The organism is Fundicoccus sp. Sow4_D5 (assembly GCF_052116365.1).
GTDB lineage: Bacteria > Bacillota > Bacilli > Lactobacillales > Aerococcaceae > Fundicoccus.
In genome coordinates, this window is record NZ_JBQKLF010000013.1 from 39225 (window position 1) to 57083 (window position 17859).

Annotated in this window: 17 protein-coding genes and 1 other annotated feature; of the genes, 3 read left to right on the top strand and 14 right to left on the bottom strand. The window is 43.5% G+C overall.

Annotated elements, in window-relative coordinates:
• Nucleotides 1–78 precede the first annotated feature (78 nt).
• The 9 genes from ACTQ45_RS12270 to ACTQ45_RS12310 all read right to left on the bottom strand — a co-directional run bounded on the left by ACTQ45_RS12270 (nucleotide 79) and on the right by ACTQ45_RS12310 (nucleotide 7171).
• Complete coding sequence (locus ACTQ45_RS12270; RefSeq protein WP_441763919.1) at nucleotides 79–1452, bottom strand: FGGY family carbohydrate kinase; 1374 nt, start codon at nucleotides 1450–1452, stop codon at nucleotides 79–81.
• Nucleotides 1453–1484: 32 nt separating this feature from the next.
• Complete coding sequence (locus ACTQ45_RS12275; RefSeq protein WP_441763920.1) at nucleotides 1485–2903, bottom strand: 6-phospho-beta-glucosidase; 1419 nt, start codon at nucleotides 2901–2903, stop codon at nucleotides 1485–1487.
• A complete protein-coding gene (locus tag ACTQ45_RS12280; RefSeq protein ID WP_441763921.1) occupies nucleotides 2904–3242 on the bottom strand; it encodes a PTS lactose/cellobiose transporter subunit IIA in 339 nt (112 codons plus the stop codon).
• Nucleotides 3243–3251: 9 nt separating this feature from the next.
• A complete protein-coding gene (locus tag ACTQ45_RS12285; RefSeq protein ID WP_441763922.1) occupies nucleotides 3252–3392 on the bottom strand; it encodes a hypothetical protein in 141 nt (46 codons plus the stop codon).
• 407 nt (nucleotides 3393–3799) lie between these two features.
• Nucleotides 3800–4270: a SixA phosphatase family protein gene (locus ACTQ45_RS12290; RefSeq protein ID WP_441763923.1), complete on the bottom strand. Its 471-nt coding sequence runs from the start codon at nucleotides 4268–4270 to the stop codon at nucleotides 3800–3802.
• A gap of 109 nt (nucleotides 4271–4379) precedes the next feature.
• Nucleotides 4380–4886: a pyridoxamine 5'-phosphate oxidase family protein gene (locus ACTQ45_RS12295; RefSeq protein ID WP_441763924.1), complete on the bottom strand. Its 507-nt coding sequence runs from the start codon at nucleotides 4884–4886 to the stop codon at nucleotides 4380–4382.
• Between the two features lie 51 nt (nucleotides 4887–4937).
• Complete coding sequence (locus ACTQ45_RS12300) at nucleotides 4938–5267, bottom strand: four-helix bundle copper-binding protein (protein WP_441763925.1); 330 nt, start codon at nucleotides 5265–5267, stop codon at nucleotides 4938–4940.
• Nucleotides 5268–5543: 276 nt separating this feature from the next.
• A complete protein-coding gene (locus ACTQ45_RS12305; protein WP_441763926.1) occupies nucleotides 5544–6815 on the bottom strand; it encodes a competence/damage-inducible protein A in 1272 nt (423 codons plus the stop codon).
• A 137-nt stretch (nucleotides 6816–6952) separates the two neighbouring features.
• Complete coding sequence (locus tag ACTQ45_RS12310; protein WP_441763927.1) at nucleotides 6953–7171, bottom strand: hypothetical protein; 219 nt, start codon at nucleotides 7169–7171, stop codon at nucleotides 6953–6955.
• A 169-nt stretch (nucleotides 7172–7340) separates the two neighbouring features.
• Between ACTQ45_RS12310 and ACTQ45_RS12315 the strand changes: the two genes are divergently transcribed.
• A complete protein-coding gene (locus ACTQ45_RS12315; protein ID WP_441751037.1) occupies nucleotides 7341–7991 on the top strand; it encodes a hypothetical protein in 651 nt (216 codons plus the stop codon).
• A 157-nt stretch (nucleotides 7992–8148) separates the two neighbouring features.
• On the opposite strand, the gene ACTQ45_RS12320 is transcribed toward ACTQ45_RS12315, so the two are convergent.
• The 5 genes from ACTQ45_RS12320 to ACTQ45_RS12340 all read right to left on the bottom strand — a co-directional run bounded on the left by ACTQ45_RS12320 (nucleotide 8149) and on the right by ACTQ45_RS12340 (nucleotide 15403).
• Nucleotides 8149–9564 carry a LysM peptidoglycan-binding domain-containing protein gene (locus tag ACTQ45_RS12320; RefSeq protein WP_441763928.1) on the bottom strand — a complete coding sequence of 472 codons (1416 nt, stop codon included), beginning with the start codon at nucleotides 9562–9564 and terminating at the stop codon, nucleotides 8149–8151.
• Between the two features lie 1306 nt (nucleotides 9565–10870).
• Nucleotides 10871–12325: a glycoside hydrolase family 32 protein gene (locus tag ACTQ45_RS12325; protein WP_441763929.1), complete on the bottom strand. Its 1455-nt coding sequence runs from the start codon at nucleotides 12323–12325 to the stop codon at nucleotides 10871–10873.
• Between the two features lie 50 nt (nucleotides 12326–12375).
• A complete protein-coding gene (locus ACTQ45_RS12330) occupies nucleotides 12376–13746 on the bottom strand; it encodes a PTS transporter subunit EIIC (protein ID WP_441763930.1) in 1371 nt (456 codons plus the stop codon).
• Nucleotides 13747–13845: 99 nt separating this feature from the next.
• The gene (locus ACTQ45_RS12335) at nucleotides 13846–14835 is read right to left on the bottom strand and encodes a LacI family DNA-binding transcriptional regulator (protein WP_441763931.1); all 990 of its coding nucleotides are present in this window, start codon (nucleotides 14833–14835) and stop codon (nucleotides 13846–13848) included.
• A 67-nt stretch (nucleotides 14836–14902) separates the two neighbouring features.
• Entirely contained in the window at nucleotides 14903–15403 is a 501-nt protein-coding gene (locus tag ACTQ45_RS12340; RefSeq protein ID WP_441751047.1) for a DNA-deoxyinosine glycosylase, read from the bottom strand.
• A gap of 237 nt (nucleotides 15404–15640) precedes the next feature.
• Nucleotides 15641–15866 (top strand) — a binding site (T-box leader).
• A gap of 94 nt (nucleotides 15867–15960) precedes the next feature.
• Here ACTQ45_RS12340 and ACTQ45_RS12345 point away from each other — a divergent pair.
• Nucleotides 15961–16791, top strand: a complete 831-nt coding sequence (locus ACTQ45_RS12345) for a MetQ/NlpA family ABC transporter substrate-binding protein (protein WP_441751049.1) — start codon at nucleotides 15961–15963, stop codon at nucleotides 16789–16791.
• 105 nt (nucleotides 16792–16896) lie between these two features.
• Complete coding sequence (locus ACTQ45_RS12350; protein WP_441763932.1) at nucleotides 16897–17481, top strand: rhodanese-like domain-containing protein; 585 nt, start codon at nucleotides 16897–16899, stop codon at nucleotides 17479–17481.
• Nucleotides 17482–17859 lie beyond the last annotated feature (378 nt).

Genomic DNA, 17859 nt, shown 5'->3' on the forward strand with positions numbered 1-17859 from the left:
ATTTATGCCTAAAATCTCCAAAAGAGCTGACGCCCAATGCGTCAGCTCTTTTTATTGTCATGCCAGCCCTAGTTCCTACTAAACAGACACTTTTTTAATCATTTCTAAATAACCTGCATATAAGTCACTGAAATCCGCTGCTGGATCAGGTGTCACTACACGGTAATCACCTTGGAACGTTATATTTTTTGACACCGCGATACTACCTAAAGTTTCAGCGTTTGGCAGTTTAGGCACATACAAAGTGTAGCCCAAGACATCGGCCAATAGTTGCGGCATGGCCTCGAGGCTCATGACACCACCTACAACACCTAAGGCTTCAAAGTCGACCAGTTCAGCCAACAAAGAAACGTTGTGCTTAATATTAAACATCATGCCCAGTATCACAGAATAAAGAATCGACTCGCGGCTACTGGTCCGGGTTAACTTAAACAAGTGCCCAACGGCAGACTCATCCCAAAGCGGTGCACGCTCACCGTTCAAGTAAGGTAAAAAGACCTCACGAGTATCCGGTCTTAACTCAGCAACCTGATCTAACTCTTTAAAACTACTGTTAAATATCCGATTAAGCCAGGCTAAGACATCGGCGCCGTTATTACTCGGCAAGCCCACCAAATACCTCTCGGGTTTAATATAATAAGCAAAGTTTTGATAGTCCGGGTTCAATTGGGCACTCGTATGTACCACTCGTACCGCATGGCTGGTTCCAATTGACAAGACCGCAACGTTCTTTAAATCATCGAAGACATAATTTGACGAAATGCCATCCGATGTCCCAATCGTCACAGATACCTTAACACCAGCTTCAGTAGCCCCAGCAAAAATATCCAATGCCTCACAGTTATAATCCACTTCAACCAATCTCGGTAACAAATCAGCTGTCAAATCGGTTGCCTCTAAAGATGCCTCATCCCAGGTCAAACTGTCTACATTCAATAATCCACTCGCCGCCGCATTACTCTTATCAAGTACCCACTCGCCGGTCAAACGCTGAAACAATAAGTCCTTAACCGACGCCACTTTCAAGCCCCGCACATACAATTCACGCAACTTATAATAAGGATTCATCGTATGGATTGGCGTACCAGTACGTAAATACTGCGCTCGCTTCAAGGCATCAGTCTCCGCGTGAATCACCTGAGATCCACGCTTATCGGCCCAAGTCACCAGGCCACCTGACAATTCAAAATCCACAGTCATCAGTTGCACACTGTGCATGGCTGTTGTCAGGACTATCTCCAACTCTGACATCTTAACCTTCTCCAACAACTCAGACACCGCCGCCACAATATTGCGCCAGATTTCTTCAAAGGATAACTCAAACACATCATCGGTACTCACAATATCCAAATGCGGATAGCTGAGCGTAGAATGTAATTGATACGTCTCATCAAATAAATTCACCTTAATATTTGTCGTGCCAACATCGATACTCGCAATAAAAGCTGTCAAATCCACTCACCCCTTCTGTCTTCCAATAAGTATTACTTAGCTTTCAAACCCTTTTCTTCCAAATAAGTCTTAAACCAGTGGAAAGAATCCTTCTTCAAGCGGCGCATACTTCCCTGCCCAGCATCATCACGGTCAACATAAATAAAACCATAACGCTTCGACATCTGCCCGCTCGACGAAGACACCAAATCAATCACCGACCACATCGTATAACCCAAGAGCGGAATCCCGTCCTCAGCCATCGTCTCTTCAATCACATCCAAATGTTCCTGCAAATAGGCAATTCGGTAATCATCATGAATTTTACCATCCACCGTCACCAGATCCTTGGCCCCCAGCCCATTCTCCACCAACATCAATGGCTTTTGATACCGATCCCAAATCGAATTCATCACAATTCGCAAACCTAAAGGATCAATCATCCAACCCCACTCGGAACGCTTGAGATAAGGGTTCACCACCCCACCAGCCGCATTCCCCGTATTCGTATCAACCCCCGTCGTATCCGCCTTCGACGCCCGCGACGCATAATAAGAAAAAGAAATGAAATCACACGTATACTCTTTCAACAAGTTGAAATCTGCCTCGCTACGATCCAAGACAATCCCTTCACTGGCAAAATAGTGCTCTGTCCAGCGTGGGTATTCACCGCGACCTTGGATATCTAGGAAAAAGTTATTTTCTTGGTTAGCGCGTTGGGCCACGCGAACGTCCTCAGGATTGGCACTGTATGGGTAATAGTCTCCCGCAGCCAACATCGCGCCTAATTTGGCCTGAGGGTCAATGGCGTGAAGGCGCTTCGTGATCAGCGCGCTAGCCACCATTTCATAATGAGCCGCTTGATAGATGACTTGCATGCGATTTTCATCGTCCGCAATCGTCAGCCCCGCGCCAGTGAATGGCTTATGTAGAATCATATTGATTTCATTAAAACTAATCCAGTATTTAACCTTACTTTTGAAGCGTTCGAATAAGGTCACCGCATATTTTTCATATTGGGCAATCATCTCACGACTTCTCCATGAACCAAAGGCATCCATTAAGCCCTTGGGCACATCGAAATGACAAATCGTGACAATTGGTTCAATCCCATAGTTCAATAATTCATCAATTAATTGCTCGTAAAATGCTAAACCTGCTTCATTCGGTTCGTTCTCTAAACCCGTTGGGTAAATACGTGACCAAGCAATTGAAAAGCGGTAAGCATTCAAGCCCAATTCTGCCATCAAAGCCACATCTTCTTTGTAGTGATTATAAAAATCAATTGCTTCATGCGACGGATAAAAAGCGTCTGGGCCCGCCTCTTGATAAGGCATACGACCCGATGCGATTGCGAGACGGTCTTCGCCGTGAGGTAATAAATCGATATTCGATAAGCCACGACCATCGGTTAAATAGGCCCCTTCGACTTGGTTAGCCGCACTGGCTCCTCCCCATAAAAAGTCTGTCATTTAGTTGGTCGCCTCGCTTTTCAAAGTCATATTTTGCATGAGGTCGTAAACGTCGACGAGTTCTTTGGCTAGGTCTAGAAAAGTTAAGGCCGTCATCAAGTGGTCTTGGGCATGAATCATCAAAAGCGAAATCTGCGTATGATTACCGCTGGTCTCCGCCGTTAATAGTTCGGTTTGAGAATTATGCGCTTTGTTGATTTTCAGATTGGCCTCTTTGATTTTCTCACGAGCGCCGTCGATATCTTGTTTCTTAGCCGCGTAGATGGCTTCCATCGCGCTACTTTTTGCGTCACCTGCGTTAATTTTTAAGTTCATTACTGCTAAATTGTTATCTTCCATCTGGGTCACCTATCCTTTAATTAAGTTTAATGCTTGCTGTAAAACTTTTTCACCATTCATTGTGCCATAGTCGCGTGGGTTGATGACTGCCATCGGTATTTGACGAGCACCTAGCGAATTTGATAATTTGTCTAAAAATCCATTTTTCATTTTTTTCCTCCTAATGAGTCACTCAGGAAACTTTGCACAAAATATATATATAACTTAAGTCCGACACCCAATAGTATAAATAACCACGCAAGTACTTGTATACGACGTCTGAAACAGTCATTTTCCACTTCGAAGTAAAAACCTTTGTAGGCAACTCGCATTGCCCTTACCACTTGATATTCATATTAGGCCTTGTCAGCAACCTTGTAAAGGATTTCATGAACGATTATTTTCCAATTTAAAGCGGAACATAAAGAGCACAGCTATTTAAACGCCCATTTTTTTGCCCCAATATGACTGATATTTGCCTGGTTGAATTTATGAGCGTCTGCAGGAACTAATAAGTGTCTGCAAAAAAAAAAGCAGCTCCTAAAAATCAAAGCTGCTCTTTGGGCGCGTTTTGCTCCCTAAATTTTCCCTTGATATATCCCGGCTATGGCTTGCCCCTCTTGTTTAGTTAAGGTGACGCTTGCCATGGCACCTTTTTTCATTTTGACCGTTTCACCGGTCAGTTTGTGAATCCAATTGGACAGAGTCGGTTCGTGGCCGACCACTAACAATGTCTCAGTCGCTTGAGGCAATTCTTCCAAAGCCACTGTCAGTTTTTCAAATTCACCCGTGTAAATGAATTCTTGTAGTTGCGTTCCGGATAACTTTAAGACGTCAGCTAGAGGCTGTGCCGTTTCTTGTGCCCTTAAAGCCGGGCTCGACCAAATGTGTGGCTTTTGCTTTTTCGTCGCTTGCTTCAAGTGCTCGGCCAATTTCGCTGCAGCTGCTTGACTTCGCTCCTGGCCTACTTGTGTCAAGCGACGCTCAAGATCAGGTAAATTCTCTAGTCCTGCTTCCGCAACTTCGTGACGAATAAATATAATTTCCATTGTTCTCTCATCCTTTCGATAGCTTTTTGATTTGACTCTTTAGCTTAAATCCATCTTGCGAAAAAAAGAGCGGTCCTAAATTGGACGGCTCTTAAGTAGACTTTGCATGTTAAACGTCAAGTTCGACCGTGGCATTGGTGCCTAAGTCAGTTTCAGCATCATCGATCAACAGTTTGCGAGCGATGTTAAAGGCACTCTTCACAATGCTACCCGACTCCCAATACTCAACCGATTGAACAAGCACTTTCAGTAGAATCAGCGACGGATCTTTAGCGTCGACATCGAAAATCGCCTCATATGCCTTATTCCAAAGCTCTTCTTTCTTCTCGGTGTCCTCCACCACTTCGGCGACACCTCGAATCGAAACGAAGGACTTGTTCTTGTGAACATAGCCGACGTTGACCGCCGGGTTCTCAGTGATTTCAGTCACTTTTGCTGTATCCTTCAATGTGAAAAACCATAAATCTCCGTCAAATTCGACTTCTTGAGTCATCATCGGACGTGTCTCTAAACCATCCGGTGTCACCGTTGTTAATAATGCAATATCACTATCTTTAATCAATTGACGAACTTTCTCAACATGTTCTTCACGTGTTAACTTCTTTTCTTCACTCATTTGATTGCCTCCTCAGATAATCTTGCTTTTATGTAACATTATTGCAGTTGCTTAAGCGACTGTCGCTAAAAACTCATGGCAAGCAGCTTCACATTCACGACAAGCACGGGCACACTCTTGACAGTGATCGTGATCATGCTGTTCACATTCGTCAGCACATATCTGACATGCTTTGGCGCAAGCCGCCACAATTTCAGGCAAGACTTTCGAATCTCTTTGCACGAAATCTAAAACGACACCACATAAATCGGCGCATTCTCGGTCCGAGCGAATACACTCCGCCATCATCTGTACATGATCTTCCTTCAAACAGGCATCGAAACAAAAATTACAAGCTTTCTGACATGCGGCGACTTTACTTATCAAAGTTTCTACACTCATTAACGATCGCTCCTTTTGTTTACTTTCTATCCCAAGTTTAAACCTCACACGAAGTCATTGCAAACAATACACTTTATACTATGTAAGCTTTACTGGCGAAGTTGCTTGCGTTTTCAAGAAACTCACGCAAGTCTTTTGTCCCTTATGACTAGTCAGCTCAACTAGCACCTTCATTACAAAATATTCGCATACTAGCGGTGGCGCACAAGCAAGATTTCTTACGGTCAGCGATGCTTTTACAGAACAAAGGAACCACCCAAACTCGGGTGGCTTGTCTTACTTACTTTTATAAACGCGGTCTTCAACCTCTTCTTTTAGGATGACTTTTCGAACCAGGTCGAAGGCACTCCAGACTGAATGGCGGCGGTTTAAGTTGCGCTTGTAGCCGAAGTGATATTTGCGAGCAAAAGTTTCTTGATTTTTGACTGCGATTCCTAGCCAGACGGTACCCGGTATCTCACCTTCAAGTGAACTTGGTCCTGCCACACCTGATAAAGAGACAGCAATATCAGCATTAAACAGCTTGAGTGCCTTCTCCGCCATCTCAAAGGCACATTCTGCACTAACGACACCGTAAGTTTCGATGGTTTTTTTGGTAACGCCAAGAGCAACGTGTTTGGTCGCCTCACTATAGGTCACAATTCCGCCATCTAAAATCAGACCCGCTTCAAATAAACTGGAAACTTCACTGAGGAAGGCTCCCCCTGTTAAACTTTCAGCGGCCGTTAATTTGAGCTCATTTTCTTTGAGGAGTTGGCGAACAATATTAGGCAAATTGTCCGTACCATAGCCAATAATATAATCACCAACTTGGTCTTCCACTTGCTTTTCGGCTTTCGCAATCAGCTGGTGACAAGCTTCTTGGCTGTCGGCCCGTGCTGTCAATTGGACTTCAATTTCGACATCAGATGGGTAGAGTTGAATGATTGGATTGTCCACCGTCGTGATGAGCTCACCTAGATCCTGGTGCGCTTGAGCCATCGTGAGGCCATACAGTCTGATGATTCGACTGGAGATGCATGGCTTGTCGGTTAATTTTTCGATTAATAGAGGCCGGGTGTTTTCAGTAAACATGGGTTCTAATTCGTCTGCTGGACCAGGTAATAATAAATAATTGTGCGTGTCCGTTTGATAAAACATCCCGAGCGCCAAGCCCGTCACATTGACTAAAGGAATTGAATCTAAGAGAGTTAAGGCTTGAAGTTGATTATTCTTCGGCATAATGAGACTCGAGTTTTTATGATAAGTCATGATTCGATTTTGCGTCTCTTCATCTAAAACTAAATCTTGATCCAAATGTTTGGCGATCGTCGTTTTAACGATATCGTCATCATCGGGTCCAAGACCACCGACCAAGACGATCAGTTCGGCTTGAGCTTGTGCTTCTTTAACTACTTGAAGTAGCTTGGCTTCGTCATCATGGATCATAACACTTTCTGTGATTTCAAAACCTAAAGCGGTTAATTCACGTGCGAGAAAAGCCGCATTCGTATTGGTAGCGGCACCTTCTAACAAGGCTGAACTGACTGCTATAATGATAGCTTTCATTGAGCCTCCTCCTTTCGATTGCTTTGTTGTATTTTATCATATTGCTGGAAACTAGGATAATTTGGTGCTTCAAGTGGACGATTCCCGGTCATATTCGGTCCGACGCCCCCCTTTATAAATCGCAAAGGGTTGGTGTTTTAATAAAACGAGATGTGGACGTGGTCATAATGATCGGTACCATCACCGGAGCGGAGGTCATAAGCCGTCACTCCGTAGTTATTGACGTCGTCGTCTCGGAAGACAGCGTTGTAGGCCAAACCGTTTAAGTCTGGAGCTAGCGCTACCGGTTCTTCGTATACTGCCTCGTCATATGCAGGTTCTTCGTACATTTCATCTTCCATCAATAGACTAGCCATCGTGATTAAAGGTGTAGTTTAATGGTTTTCTGCTGAAGTAAATTGCTTGAAAACTTAAATAAATACTAAATTTGTTGACAAGGTCTCCCATAGGCGGAAAACGCTTTCTAAACGGAGTCTTAGAGAGGTATAATGAGGTAACAACAGCTATTTCGAAAGGAGTCTCACAATGATAAAACGATTGATGTTGCTAGTTACTTTATCTAGCTTGATGACGTTGCCTCCCGTTTACGCTCAATCACCCGATCCGACGACCGATTTAATCAATGAAATCACTGAACTTGAACTTAACTTGAATCAAAAGAAAGCTGAATTGCGTGAGTTGCAGGCCACGACCGAAGGACTTTATACGATTGAAACGAACACAGCCACGCTCGTTTTTAGTAATTTACGGATTGATTCGGATCGCATTCTGATTGATTTGGATTATACAAATGACACGAAGGGCGTACTCGATATTATGAATGATATGTGGATGATTACGTTCGCCCGCGAAGATGACACGTCCATTAAGCAGTTGTGGATTGATAACGACATGCTACCTGATATTGAAGGCCGCGAAACGACAATCAGCAACTTGCGCCTTAAGAGTGGCGCCACCATCAAATTGACGATTGGTTTAACCGAAGAGAGTATGTACTATTATGCGGAAGATTATTTAGAAGACGAAATTATTAGTGATGAAGAAGTGGTTAGTGACGAAGTTGCCCAAAGTGTGCCGATGATTACCGACACGACCTCCCCACTCTATATCCGAGTTGATGCCTACTATAGCCCTAGCGGGAAATCTGAAGAAATCCTGATACCTTTTTCTGACTAACTCATTTTTGCCACAATAAAAAGCAGTCCCAAGCAGGCCTTTCGTTCAGGCTTTCTAAGGATTGCTTTTTTATTTTTCAGCTTGTAGCAGTGGGATTCTCCCCCTGATTATTCAGTCCGACGAACCCCCCTTTACAAATCGTAAAGGGGTGAGTGTTTTAATAAAATGAAACGTGGACGTGGTCATAATGGTTGGCAGTCACGCTTCCTCGGTCTTCCATCCATTCCCAGCCGCCAGTCCATCCACCGTAAATTTGTTGTTCCCAAATCACGTATGAGATGTTGTGAGCGCCCATGTTGTTGATGGCGTAGTTAGCGATTGCGTCACCGATATCTGAGCCGACCGGCACCATAAAGTCAACGGCAAGTCCATTACCATGGTCACCACCATCGCCGGGGCGAATACCATAAGCCGTCACGCCGTACATGTTCACGACTTCATCGCGGAAGACAGCGGCGTTGTATGCCAAACCGTTTAGGTCTGGAGCTGGTGCTGCAGGTTCCTCAATAATTGGTTCCTCGTATTCAGGTTCTTCGTATGCAGGTTCTTCGTATGCAGGATCTTCCGGGATGATTTCCTCTGGATCTTCTTCCGTTGGAAGTTCTTCCTCTGGCACTTCTTCAACTGGTAAGTCTTCCGTTGGAAGTTCTTCCTCTGCCACTTCTTCAACCGGTAAGTTTTCTGTTGGAAGTTCTTCCTCTGGTGTTTCTTCAACTGGTAACTCTTCCGTTGGAAGTTCTTCTTCTGGTGTTTCTTCAGCTGGTAAGTCTTCTGTTGGAAGTTCTGCTTCTGGCACTTCTTCAACTGGCAAGTCTTCCGTTGGAAGTTCTGCTTCTGGCACTTCTTCAACTGGCAAGTCTTCTGTTGGAAGTTCTTCCTCTGGTGTTTCTTCAACAGGTAAGTCTTCTGCTGGAAGTTCCTCTACAGGCACTTCTTCAACTGGCAAGTCTTCTGTTGGAAGCTCTTCTTCTGGTGTTTCTTCAACTGGCAAGTTTTCTGTTGGAAGCTCTGTTTCTGGTGTTGGTGCGCCAAGTTCTGCTTCTGGTGAATCTGCAATCGGATCGTTATTCCCAAATTCAGCCGGAACGTCTATTAGTTCTTCTTTCACTTGCTCTTCTTCTACAACTGGCTCTAAGGCAACTGGCGTATTCGCCACTACTTCCACTGCTACCGCTTCTTCGATGGTTTCAATTGGCGATAAGTTTACAGGGATATTGACCGCAATGCTTTCTGCATCGGGGGCCTCAACTGTTAAACTATTCGCTTGATTATTATCATCAAATTGCGCAGTCAATACTGTTTCAGGGAAAATTAAATCGACGTTATCTATATTATTTATACTTGCTAAATATCTGACATCAATATTCATTGCTTCCGAAATAACACCTAATGTATCTCCATATTGAACACTATAGGATACAGCATTATCTTCCGTAACAACCACATCTGCCATTACTTCATGCAACTGACGCGCTTGCCAAGTCTCAGCTGTAACCACTGCCGGCATTGCTACCGCGTGACCAGCCAAAGCAAGCACTGAACAACCTAGCCATAATTTCTTTTTATAATTCATTCAATGTTACCTCTCTCAATTGGTTTTCTGACAATGCCTACATTAGCACGTCAATCAGAATAAGCCAATAGCCTGACAGCTAACTTAAAGAAAATGAATTTCTCCTGTAACAATTCTTTCACACATGTCTCTTGTCGTAATAATTGTCATAGAATCTGACTGAAAATTTCTAGTCACTAAGATACTTGCCCATAAACACTCGAAGGCCTTGCAAGTTTCATGCTGGTACATTATTAAATTGAAACGTAAGGTTTCACTCAACTGATAGCTAGTTCAATACATCCGTTGCAACATACAGTATGTACTTATCTTTTCAACCGCTACTGTGCCAGCCAAAAACCGTGCTTGAATAAATGATAATGCTGTCGTTCCCTTCGAGCCGTGACAATTATATAAAAGGGCAGGTGTCAAATCGTGTTGACTTTGTCAGCATACTGCATGGAAGAAAGGAGCTGATTGTATCGTGCGCCGTTCTTATATAGTGCAGCTCGATCTAACGCAATTAAGCTGAATTTTCGTAGATGCAGAAGCGACTTTGACTGTCGCAATTCCCACGACCGAACTAACTCACTTCATCACCAGTAAATAGATAGCCTTAACCCCGTACTCCTAATGAGGCGGGATTTTAGGTTTAATCGTTAGGAGTACGGGGAATTTAGGCTATAGGATAATATGAAGCCAGAATCATTCAATCGATTATATATATTTTCCCCCAAAAAAAAGAGGCCCAATTGGGCCCCCTTCTAACTTAGTGTGTGATTTCCTTTCGAAAATTATCTTCAGAATAAATGAATCGTTTCAAGACTCATTTTTCTATTTTTTGGTAATTCGACTTCTCTTCTACTTATTAATGATAGAAATCACAGCACTATTTTGTGTATGCTTCATTCTCCGTCTGTACTGCAAATTTATTGATACTTACAACACGCCACTTAAAACAACTTTCTGCCCTAAATGTATCCCAGTCTTCGCTGTGCCTTTACACAGTTACCTCTGTTTGACTTTTTTCTTACTAAAATCTACGGAGCGAACATCATACACTTGAACCACAAAGATGGTTCTGTCGTAAAGAGTGAAACGCCATTCTTTTGACAGTGCATCTCTCTCTTAACTTATCTATAGCTTATCAAGAAAGCGCTTACTTGTCAAGCGTTATTCCTGTTTTTTCGAAATTAATTATTTCTTTAATTAAGATTACCTAAACGTTCAATGCACAACAGTCTTTAGCTAGAAAAAAAAGAACCCTATTTTACATAGGATTCCGCTTTCTTATTAGTATTTTGGTAGTGGATAGTGGCTTTGGTGACTAAATTTTTAAGTCCCAATAACTGATTTGGCCTTGAGCGTCGCCGGTGACGTGAATCATCTGCTGATCTGGGCTTGGATAAACACGACTTGTCATGACGAATTCCCCATCGTTGACGAAAATTTCCAACGACGATGTATCCGAAAAGATTTGTAGTTGCGATAAATCAGTTAATGGAATCATCCGTTTGCGTCGTCCGAAGCCACTCTCACCGTGTTTTAAAGTTAGTAGGCCATCTTGATAACTCAATTTACTATCTTGGCGCAACGTCAATTCAAAAGAGCGAGGCGTTTCGTCAAACTCCACCAACAATTCGTAAATTTCGCCTTTTAAGGTCGACTCCTCTATTTCACACAAGCGGTGGGTTTGCGTATGCTGTCTCAAGCTCTGATACTCAGGTAAAGGACGTTGTTTCAAACGCCCATTTTCCAAGGTCAACTGGCGCGGTAAAGCCATCGCATGTTGCCAGCCTCTGGCAACCGTAGGGTTACCGTACTCAGGTTCTGTATCACCAATGCCCATCCATGCCCATAAGATACGGCGGCCACTTTCGTCTTCAAACGTTTGGGGCGCATAGAAATCGAAGCCGTGATCCAGTTCAACAAAATCCGTTTCTGGTTCAAAGGCATATTCATCCCAATTGATGGCACCGGTCAAATAGCCGACCGTATGTGGGTTGTGATAGTTATAAGTGGTGGGTAACAGACCTTGGGGCGAGAATAACACTACCTGACTATCATCCAACTCGAAATAATCAGGACATTCCCACATGAAACCTTGTTCTTCATTACCGGCTAGAAAGACCCCTTGGTATGACCAGTCATATAAATCATCTGAACGATATAAAAGAATATGTCCTAAGTTATCACGTGTGCGTGCACCGAGAATCATATAATAGACTCCTTCATGCTCAAAGACTTTAGGGTCACGAATATGATCGGTGTAACCTGCAGGATAGTCAGCATGGGCAATCACCACCTCGCGTGATTCCACTGTGAAGCCGTCAGCCGAGACAACATGGATCGTATTTTGTTCGCGTCCGCTGTAAGTGTAGTCGTGGTCGCCCTCGTGTTTAACATTGCCCGTGTAAAAGAAGTGAATCTTGTCATCGTGGACAAAGGCGCTCCCAGAATAGACACCGTCTTCGTCGAAGAGCTGGTCAGGTGACAGAAAAATATCCTCTTCTTTAAAATGCACCATATCCTGGGACGTCTTATGGCCCCAATGCGTCGCGCCTCCATTGGGCGTTTCAGGCACATACTGGTGATACAAATGATAAGTCCCTTTAAATTGGACGGCACCATTCGGATCATTCAACCAACCTGTCGCCGGCATTTGATGGTAAGTCAAACGCCAAGGATCGGCGGCAATTTTTTCCATTAAAGCTGCTTGAAGTTCTGGCAAGGACTGCCAATAAGCTTGCATATCTTTCTTCATCTTCACATTCTTAGTCATACTCTTTATCTGCTCCTTTTTTATCGCTGCTATTTCACCTATCAAACCGTCTAAATTTCAGAACGAATTTGCTTAGCTTGAAGGCGAACGCATAAGAAACCAACACCGAAAGCTACTAAAATGACGGCAATATATTGTAATAACGCTGCTACACTTCCAGTATACAATAGTAAACCTGGAATGAAAGTGATGCCCATGCCGGTCGCTTTTAAGCCGAAGAGGTAAGTTAAGAAGCCACCTGTGGCTCCTCCCACAATTCCTGCCGCAAAAATTCTTAGCGAACGTAAGTTAACACCGAATAATAAAGGTTCTGTGATTCCGAATAAAGTCGGTACGGCCGCACTGATCATATTTGAACGCTTCAATTGGTCGCGCATTAAGAAAGCTGTTCCAATAGCCGCTCCGAATTGGCCTGCCATACTGGCGGTTCCCAGTGGTTGAAGCACATTATAACCCGTGTCACTCAATAAGCTAATTTCGATTAAACTCAAGGAATGGTGTAAGCCGGTTACCACGATTAATTGTTGGAAACCAGCATATAGAATATAGCCAATCCCTAATGGTGCATTAATCAAACCAACAATACTGTTGATTACCGCATTTTCAGCTATTTGAATAATAGGACCTAATAAGAATAAGACAATAGAAATTGAAATAGTGATCGTTAGGAATGGTGTCACAATTAAGTCGACCACTTGAGGCACCCAAGTACGTAACCAGGTTTCCAACTTGCTGACTAACCAACCGGCGATAATCGCTGGGAAAATCGAGCCTTGGTAGCCATAAACATCAATTCCGAAAATCGATAATGGATCGGCCGTCTCACCGCGCACCGCATAGGCATTCGGTAATTGAGGCGCCACCATCATTAAACCGACGACAATCCCGATTAAAGGATTCCCACCGAATTTACGTGTGGCACTATAAGCAATAAGAACGGGTAAGAAACCAAAGGCCGTATCCGTCAACATCGCAAACAAAGCCGTTACATCGTCTGTCATGGTCATACCTAACTCCACCAATAAGCCACGGATTCCCATTAACAAACCGGTCGTGACTAAGGCTGGAATTAGAGGGACTAAGATGTCTGCTAGAATACGCACAAATTTTTGAACGGGATTCAAATTCGCGTAGACATCTTCTTTCATACTGGCATCATTTGTGGTTCCTTCACCTAAATACTCGCGTAACTCTGCAGTGACTTCATTGACTTTGCCTGTTCCAAAAATAAATTGGTGTTGCCCTGTTGAAAAGAAATACCCTTTACTTTCTGGAATGGCATCTGCTTTTGCTTTATCTACTTTGCTGTCGTCTTTAAGAATCATCCGTAAACGTGTGGCACAATGTTCAAAGTTTTTAATATTCTCTTTGCCGCCTATAACATCCAATAATTGCTCAATTGACTGATCGTATTTACCCATTTTTACAGCCTCCATAATTAGAATTAAACCGCTCGGAAGGAACCGGTTCCATTACAGTCTAAGACAAACGCTTGCAAAATGCAAGCGTTTTATTTAATTTTATTCTTTTGCTTTAATTTTCTGAGTGGATCGCTTAACGTGCAACTCATTCGCCATCGTATGGACTAAGGGAATTGGTGACTCGCGAATCAACTCTTCCAATAAAATTAAAGACTGCTGACCCATCTCGTAAAATGGATAGTCGACCGTCGTAATCCTTGGATAAGCATACTCTGACTCACTATAGCCACCAAAACCTGACAGCGAAAAATCAGTCGGAATCGATAACTTCAAATCCTGAGCGGCATTAGAAATTCCAATCGCAATCTGATCCGTCGCCGCCGCAATATAAGTCGCTCGAACCTCAGGCAGATAAATCAAAGCCTGCTCATAAGCCAACTTACGCGAAAAGTCCGTTTCAATAACAGTCACCCTTGCTCCAGCTTGGCGCGCCGTATCAATAAACCCATCACGGCGCAAGACTCCAACCGCATTATCATCTTGGGTGACCCCAACATACAATAAGTCGCGGTGACCCAAGGCCAAGGCATGCTTGGCAATTTGCACCCCCGCTTCATAATCTTGATGCACCAAACAAGGCACACCCTCAATTCGCTGACCGATTACAAGAACAGGCACCTGTAAATTCTTCACCTGCTTCAGCATCGAATCATCAAAGAAACTCGCAATCCAAATAATCCCGCTAACCTTTTGACGTTCCAATAAAGCTAAATTCTCTTTCTCACGTTGACTGTCTAAATTCGAATTGGTCAAGACCAACTGGTAACCATTCTCGTAAGCTAACTCGTCAATCCCCTTCAAGACCTGATTCGTCGAGGGAGAGTCAAAACGCGGCAACACAACTCCGACCATATTCGAACGCTGTGCTTTTAAACTTTGCGCAAACTGATTCGGCACATAGCCCGTCTCATCGATAATTTTCTGAATTTTGGCCCGCGTCTTTTCACTGACCGGACCATTATTCAAGAAACGCGACACCGTACTTTTGGCAACTCCTGCACGCTGGGCGATTTCATTTAAAGTAACCACTCCACTCCCCCTCTCTTTACTAGTATTCTATCACATTCTATCATACAAACCACTGGTAGAAATTTGTCTATTCAGTTTTATCGAGGCTCAGACCCCGACGAATCAACTGAGTCCACTGAGCCATCCGTTGGGCTTCACGCCCATTGTTCAAGCCACTTGTCGACAAAGCGCTGGCCACCTCATAACCGTTGAAAACCGCGTGCTTCTGCGTTTCCTTGTAAGCCGTTTGCCCATTTGCAATGACTAATTTGATATCAGCTACCTTTAACACCCGATCGAAATCATTCAACACCTGCTGGGAAATCGTGTGATCATAACTACCCTCACGCTCCACTTGCGCATACACATCCCACAATCCAATCCCATGCGCCTTTAAAACAGCCAAACGCAGGGCATAATCCACCGGATCCTCGACCCTTAAAGCCGCAAACACCACCCGCCAAAAAGCATTACCCGGATTGCCATAATACTGCTGCTTCTTCAAGGACGGCACCCCAGGATGACTCCCCAGAATCAACAAACGCGCCCCCTCATCAAACACCGGCTCAAAACCCTGCGACCACTCCATCCCCCTCAACTCCTCATCATTATTTCTCTATCATAACCGCCAATCGGCAGGATTTCCACTTTTAGAAAATAAGACCACTCTTTGCTAGCACAAAAATTTTTCTCGCTGCGTCTATCAGCCTTTTATAAAATTGAATAGTCATCCGAACTCGTGTGCTACAAAGCTCGAAATCCACTTGACAAGTCAGTAAAAGCCCAGTATACTCTCATTAATATCTAATCTAAAATTTATTTTAGTGAGAAAACAATGACGAGTGAGTAACCTGATAAAACTGCCAAGAGAGCCCGCAATGCTGTGAACGGGTCAGTTTAGTTAGGTGAACATGAGCTCCGAGTTATCAACTAGTTCACGCTGCTTGATCGGTCGCAACCGTTACTTTGCACGTTTCATTAGAATCGATAGAGGTGGCTTCCATAAGGAGACTACGAACTAGGGTGGTAACACGGATCAGTCCGTCCCTATGCTGTACAAACGTATGGCATTGGGGCGGACTTTTTTTGCACTTATAAATGAGAAACAGACAGATAAATAACTTATTTGGAACAGGAGATTATTCAATGAAAAGAATTTTTAAAGCTTTGTTACTCGCCGTTTTATTTCTAAGTCCTCAAACAATTTTTGCACAAGATAAGGTAACCGTTGGTGTTGTAGGCGAAGATTATGAAGCAATTTGGCTCCATGTGGCTGAAAAAGCCAAAGCCGAAGGCATCGAAATTGACGTGGTGTTACTGACTGACTACAATATTCCTAATATTGCTTTGAGTGATGGGACGCTTGACTTGAATGCCTTTCAACATGATGTGTTTCTCGAGAACTGGAACGCTGAAAACCAGGGCGATTTGGTAACCATCGGTTATACAGTTGCCGTGCCTACGCGTATTTATTCAGAAAAACACGCATCACTAGATGATTTACCAGATGGCGCCAAAATTGCCGTCAACAACGCCCCAACCAGTCTAAGTTATAACTTACAGACACTTGAGCGCGCTGGTTTAATCAAGCTGGATGAAACGGGCGAACTACTACCAACACCAGATGATGTGGTCGAAAATCCTAAAAACCTTGAGTTCATCGAAGTCGATGGTGCCAATATTCCCTCCATCGTTCCAGATGTAGACGCGGCCTTCATCGATAATTCATTTCTAGAAGCGACTGACTTCAAACCTTCTGACGCTATTTATGTGTTTGGTGACACACCAGACACGATTAATATTTCGCGTGTCAATAATATTGTGGCCCGTGCCGAGGATGCCGACAACGAACTTTACTTGAAGATTGTTGAGCTCTTCCAACAAGACGATACTGTGGCAGTCATCGAAGAAGTCACCAAAGGCGGCAGCATCGCAGCTTGGGACATCGTTGCCGAAGCGCAAGCAGCCCAAGAATAAACGCACCCATGTAAACACTCGCTCGGCCTTCAATTTCTAAAGGCTTTGGATAGGTCTTTAGACAAACAAGCTGTATAATTGAAGTATCACTTATAGGAGGTTACCATGAATAAAATTAGCAGCACTCAAACAATCCATTCAACTTTAGTTGATGTACGCTCTCAATTTGATTTCCAAGTAGCTCACGCCAAAGGCTCTCTTAACTTAAGCCCTTCAAATCTCAGCAAATATGCTTTGAATTTTCTAGCTACTGACCAAGCCATCACTTTTGTAGTCGAAGATGACAGTCCAGAAACTCTTTCTGAATTAACAGACAAGGCCAATGCAATCGGCTTAACAAATGTCCAAGGCTACGTCTTGTTTGCGGAGTTACCAGCAGATAGTTTACAAAGCATCGATACCATTTCAGCCGAAGATTTTTTATCTTTACCAATAGATGATAGCTTTACCTTATTAGATTTACGTCAAGCGGCCGAGATTACTCGTCCTGCACCTGATAGAAACTTAAGCAATATCCCAATTGAAGAATTGGCAAAAGAGTATACAAAGCTTGAAGAAAAACAGAAAATCTACACACTTTGTGGTTCTGGAGGCCGTGCTACAGCAGCCGCTTCTTTTCTAAGTGACAAAGGTTACAAGCCCATCGTCATCACAGGCGGCATGAAGGCCGTTCAAGCCTTAAATAAATAATTTTAACATCCCACACCCCTCGCCTAAAACCTTGAGGGATGTGGGATGTTTTTTTAAAAAGACAAAAACCAGCAGTGTCGTTCGCTTAATGCTCACGACGATTAAAGTTTTTGTCTGACTTTATAACTCTTCCGTAAAGAAGAGACGGAATCCTTATGGTCTGCTTGCCAGATAGCTCTTTAACTTCGTTCAGAAAACGACACAAGCTTCATTGCTTCGTGCTGGCTACGAAACTACTTTTTATGCGCCTGCCTCCCACGATACAAATTTTTACGTGTGGTTCAAGAAACGTCATAAGATTTATTAATTGCTTGCTAGATGAGTGACTAATAATTTTCACAAACTTCACTAGAAAACACGCTTGAAAGACTATCTCGG

Excerpts from the sequence above, each read along its gene's own strand:
- ACTQ45_RS12275 (WP_441763920.1), bottom strand. The coding sequence starts at position 2,903 with ATGACAGACTTTTTATGGGGAGGAGCCAGTGCGGCTAACCAAGTCGAA.
- ACTQ45_RS12280 (WP_441763921.1), bottom strand. The coding sequence starts at position 3,242 with ATGGAAGATAACAATTTAGCAGTAATGAACTTAAAAATTAACGCAGGT.
- ACTQ45_RS12285 (WP_441763922.1), bottom strand. The coding sequence starts at position 3,392 with ATGAAAAATGGATTTTTAGACAAATTATCAAATTCGCTAGGTGCTCGT.
- ACTQ45_RS12290 (WP_441763923.1), bottom strand. The coding sequence starts at position 4,270 with ATGGAAATTATATTTATTCGTCACGAAGTTGCGGAAGCAGGACTAGAG.
- ACTQ45_RS12295 (WP_441763924.1), bottom strand. The coding sequence starts at position 4,886 with ATGAGTGAAGAAAAGAAGTTAACACGTGAAGAACATGTTGAGAAAGTT.
- ACTQ45_RS12300 (WP_441763925.1), bottom strand. The coding sequence starts at position 5,267 with ATGAGTGTAGAAACTTTGATAAGTAAAGTCGCCGCATGTCAGAAAGCT.
- ACTQ45_RS12305 (WP_441763926.1), bottom strand. The coding sequence starts at position 6,815 with ATGAAAGCTATCATTATAGCAGTCAGTTCAGCCTTGTTAGAAGGTGCC.
- ACTQ45_RS12310 (WP_441763927.1), bottom strand. The coding sequence starts at position 7,171 with ATGGCTAGTCTATTGATGGAAGATGAAATGTACGAAGAACCTGCATAT.
- ACTQ45_RS12315 (WP_441751037.1), top strand. The coding sequence starts at position 7,341 with ATGATAAAACGATTGATGTTGCTAGTTACTTTATCTAGCTTGATGACG.
- ACTQ45_RS12320 (WP_441763928.1), bottom strand. The coding sequence starts at position 9,564 with ATGAATTATAAAAAGAAATTATGGCTAGGTTGTTCAGTGCTTGCTTTG.
- ACTQ45_RS12325 (WP_441763929.1), bottom strand. The coding sequence starts at position 12,325 with ATGACTAAGAATGTGAAGATGAAGAAAGATATGCAAGCTTATTGGCAG.
- ACTQ45_RS12330 (WP_441763930.1), bottom strand. The coding sequence starts at position 13,746 with ATGGGTAAATACGATCAGTCAATTGAGCAATTATTGGATGTTATAGGC.
- ACTQ45_RS12340 (WP_441751047.1), bottom strand. The coding sequence starts at position 15,403 with ATGGAGTGGTCGCAGGGTTTTGAGCCGGTGTTTGATGAGGGGGCGCGT.
- ACTQ45_RS12345 (WP_441751049.1), top strand. The coding sequence starts at position 15,961 with ATGAAAAGAATTTTTAAAGCTTTGTTACTCGCCGTTTTATTTCTAAGT.
- ACTQ45_RS12350 (WP_441763932.1), top strand. The coding sequence starts at position 16,897 with ATGAATAAAATTAGCAGCACTCAAACAATCCATTCAACTTTAGTTGAT.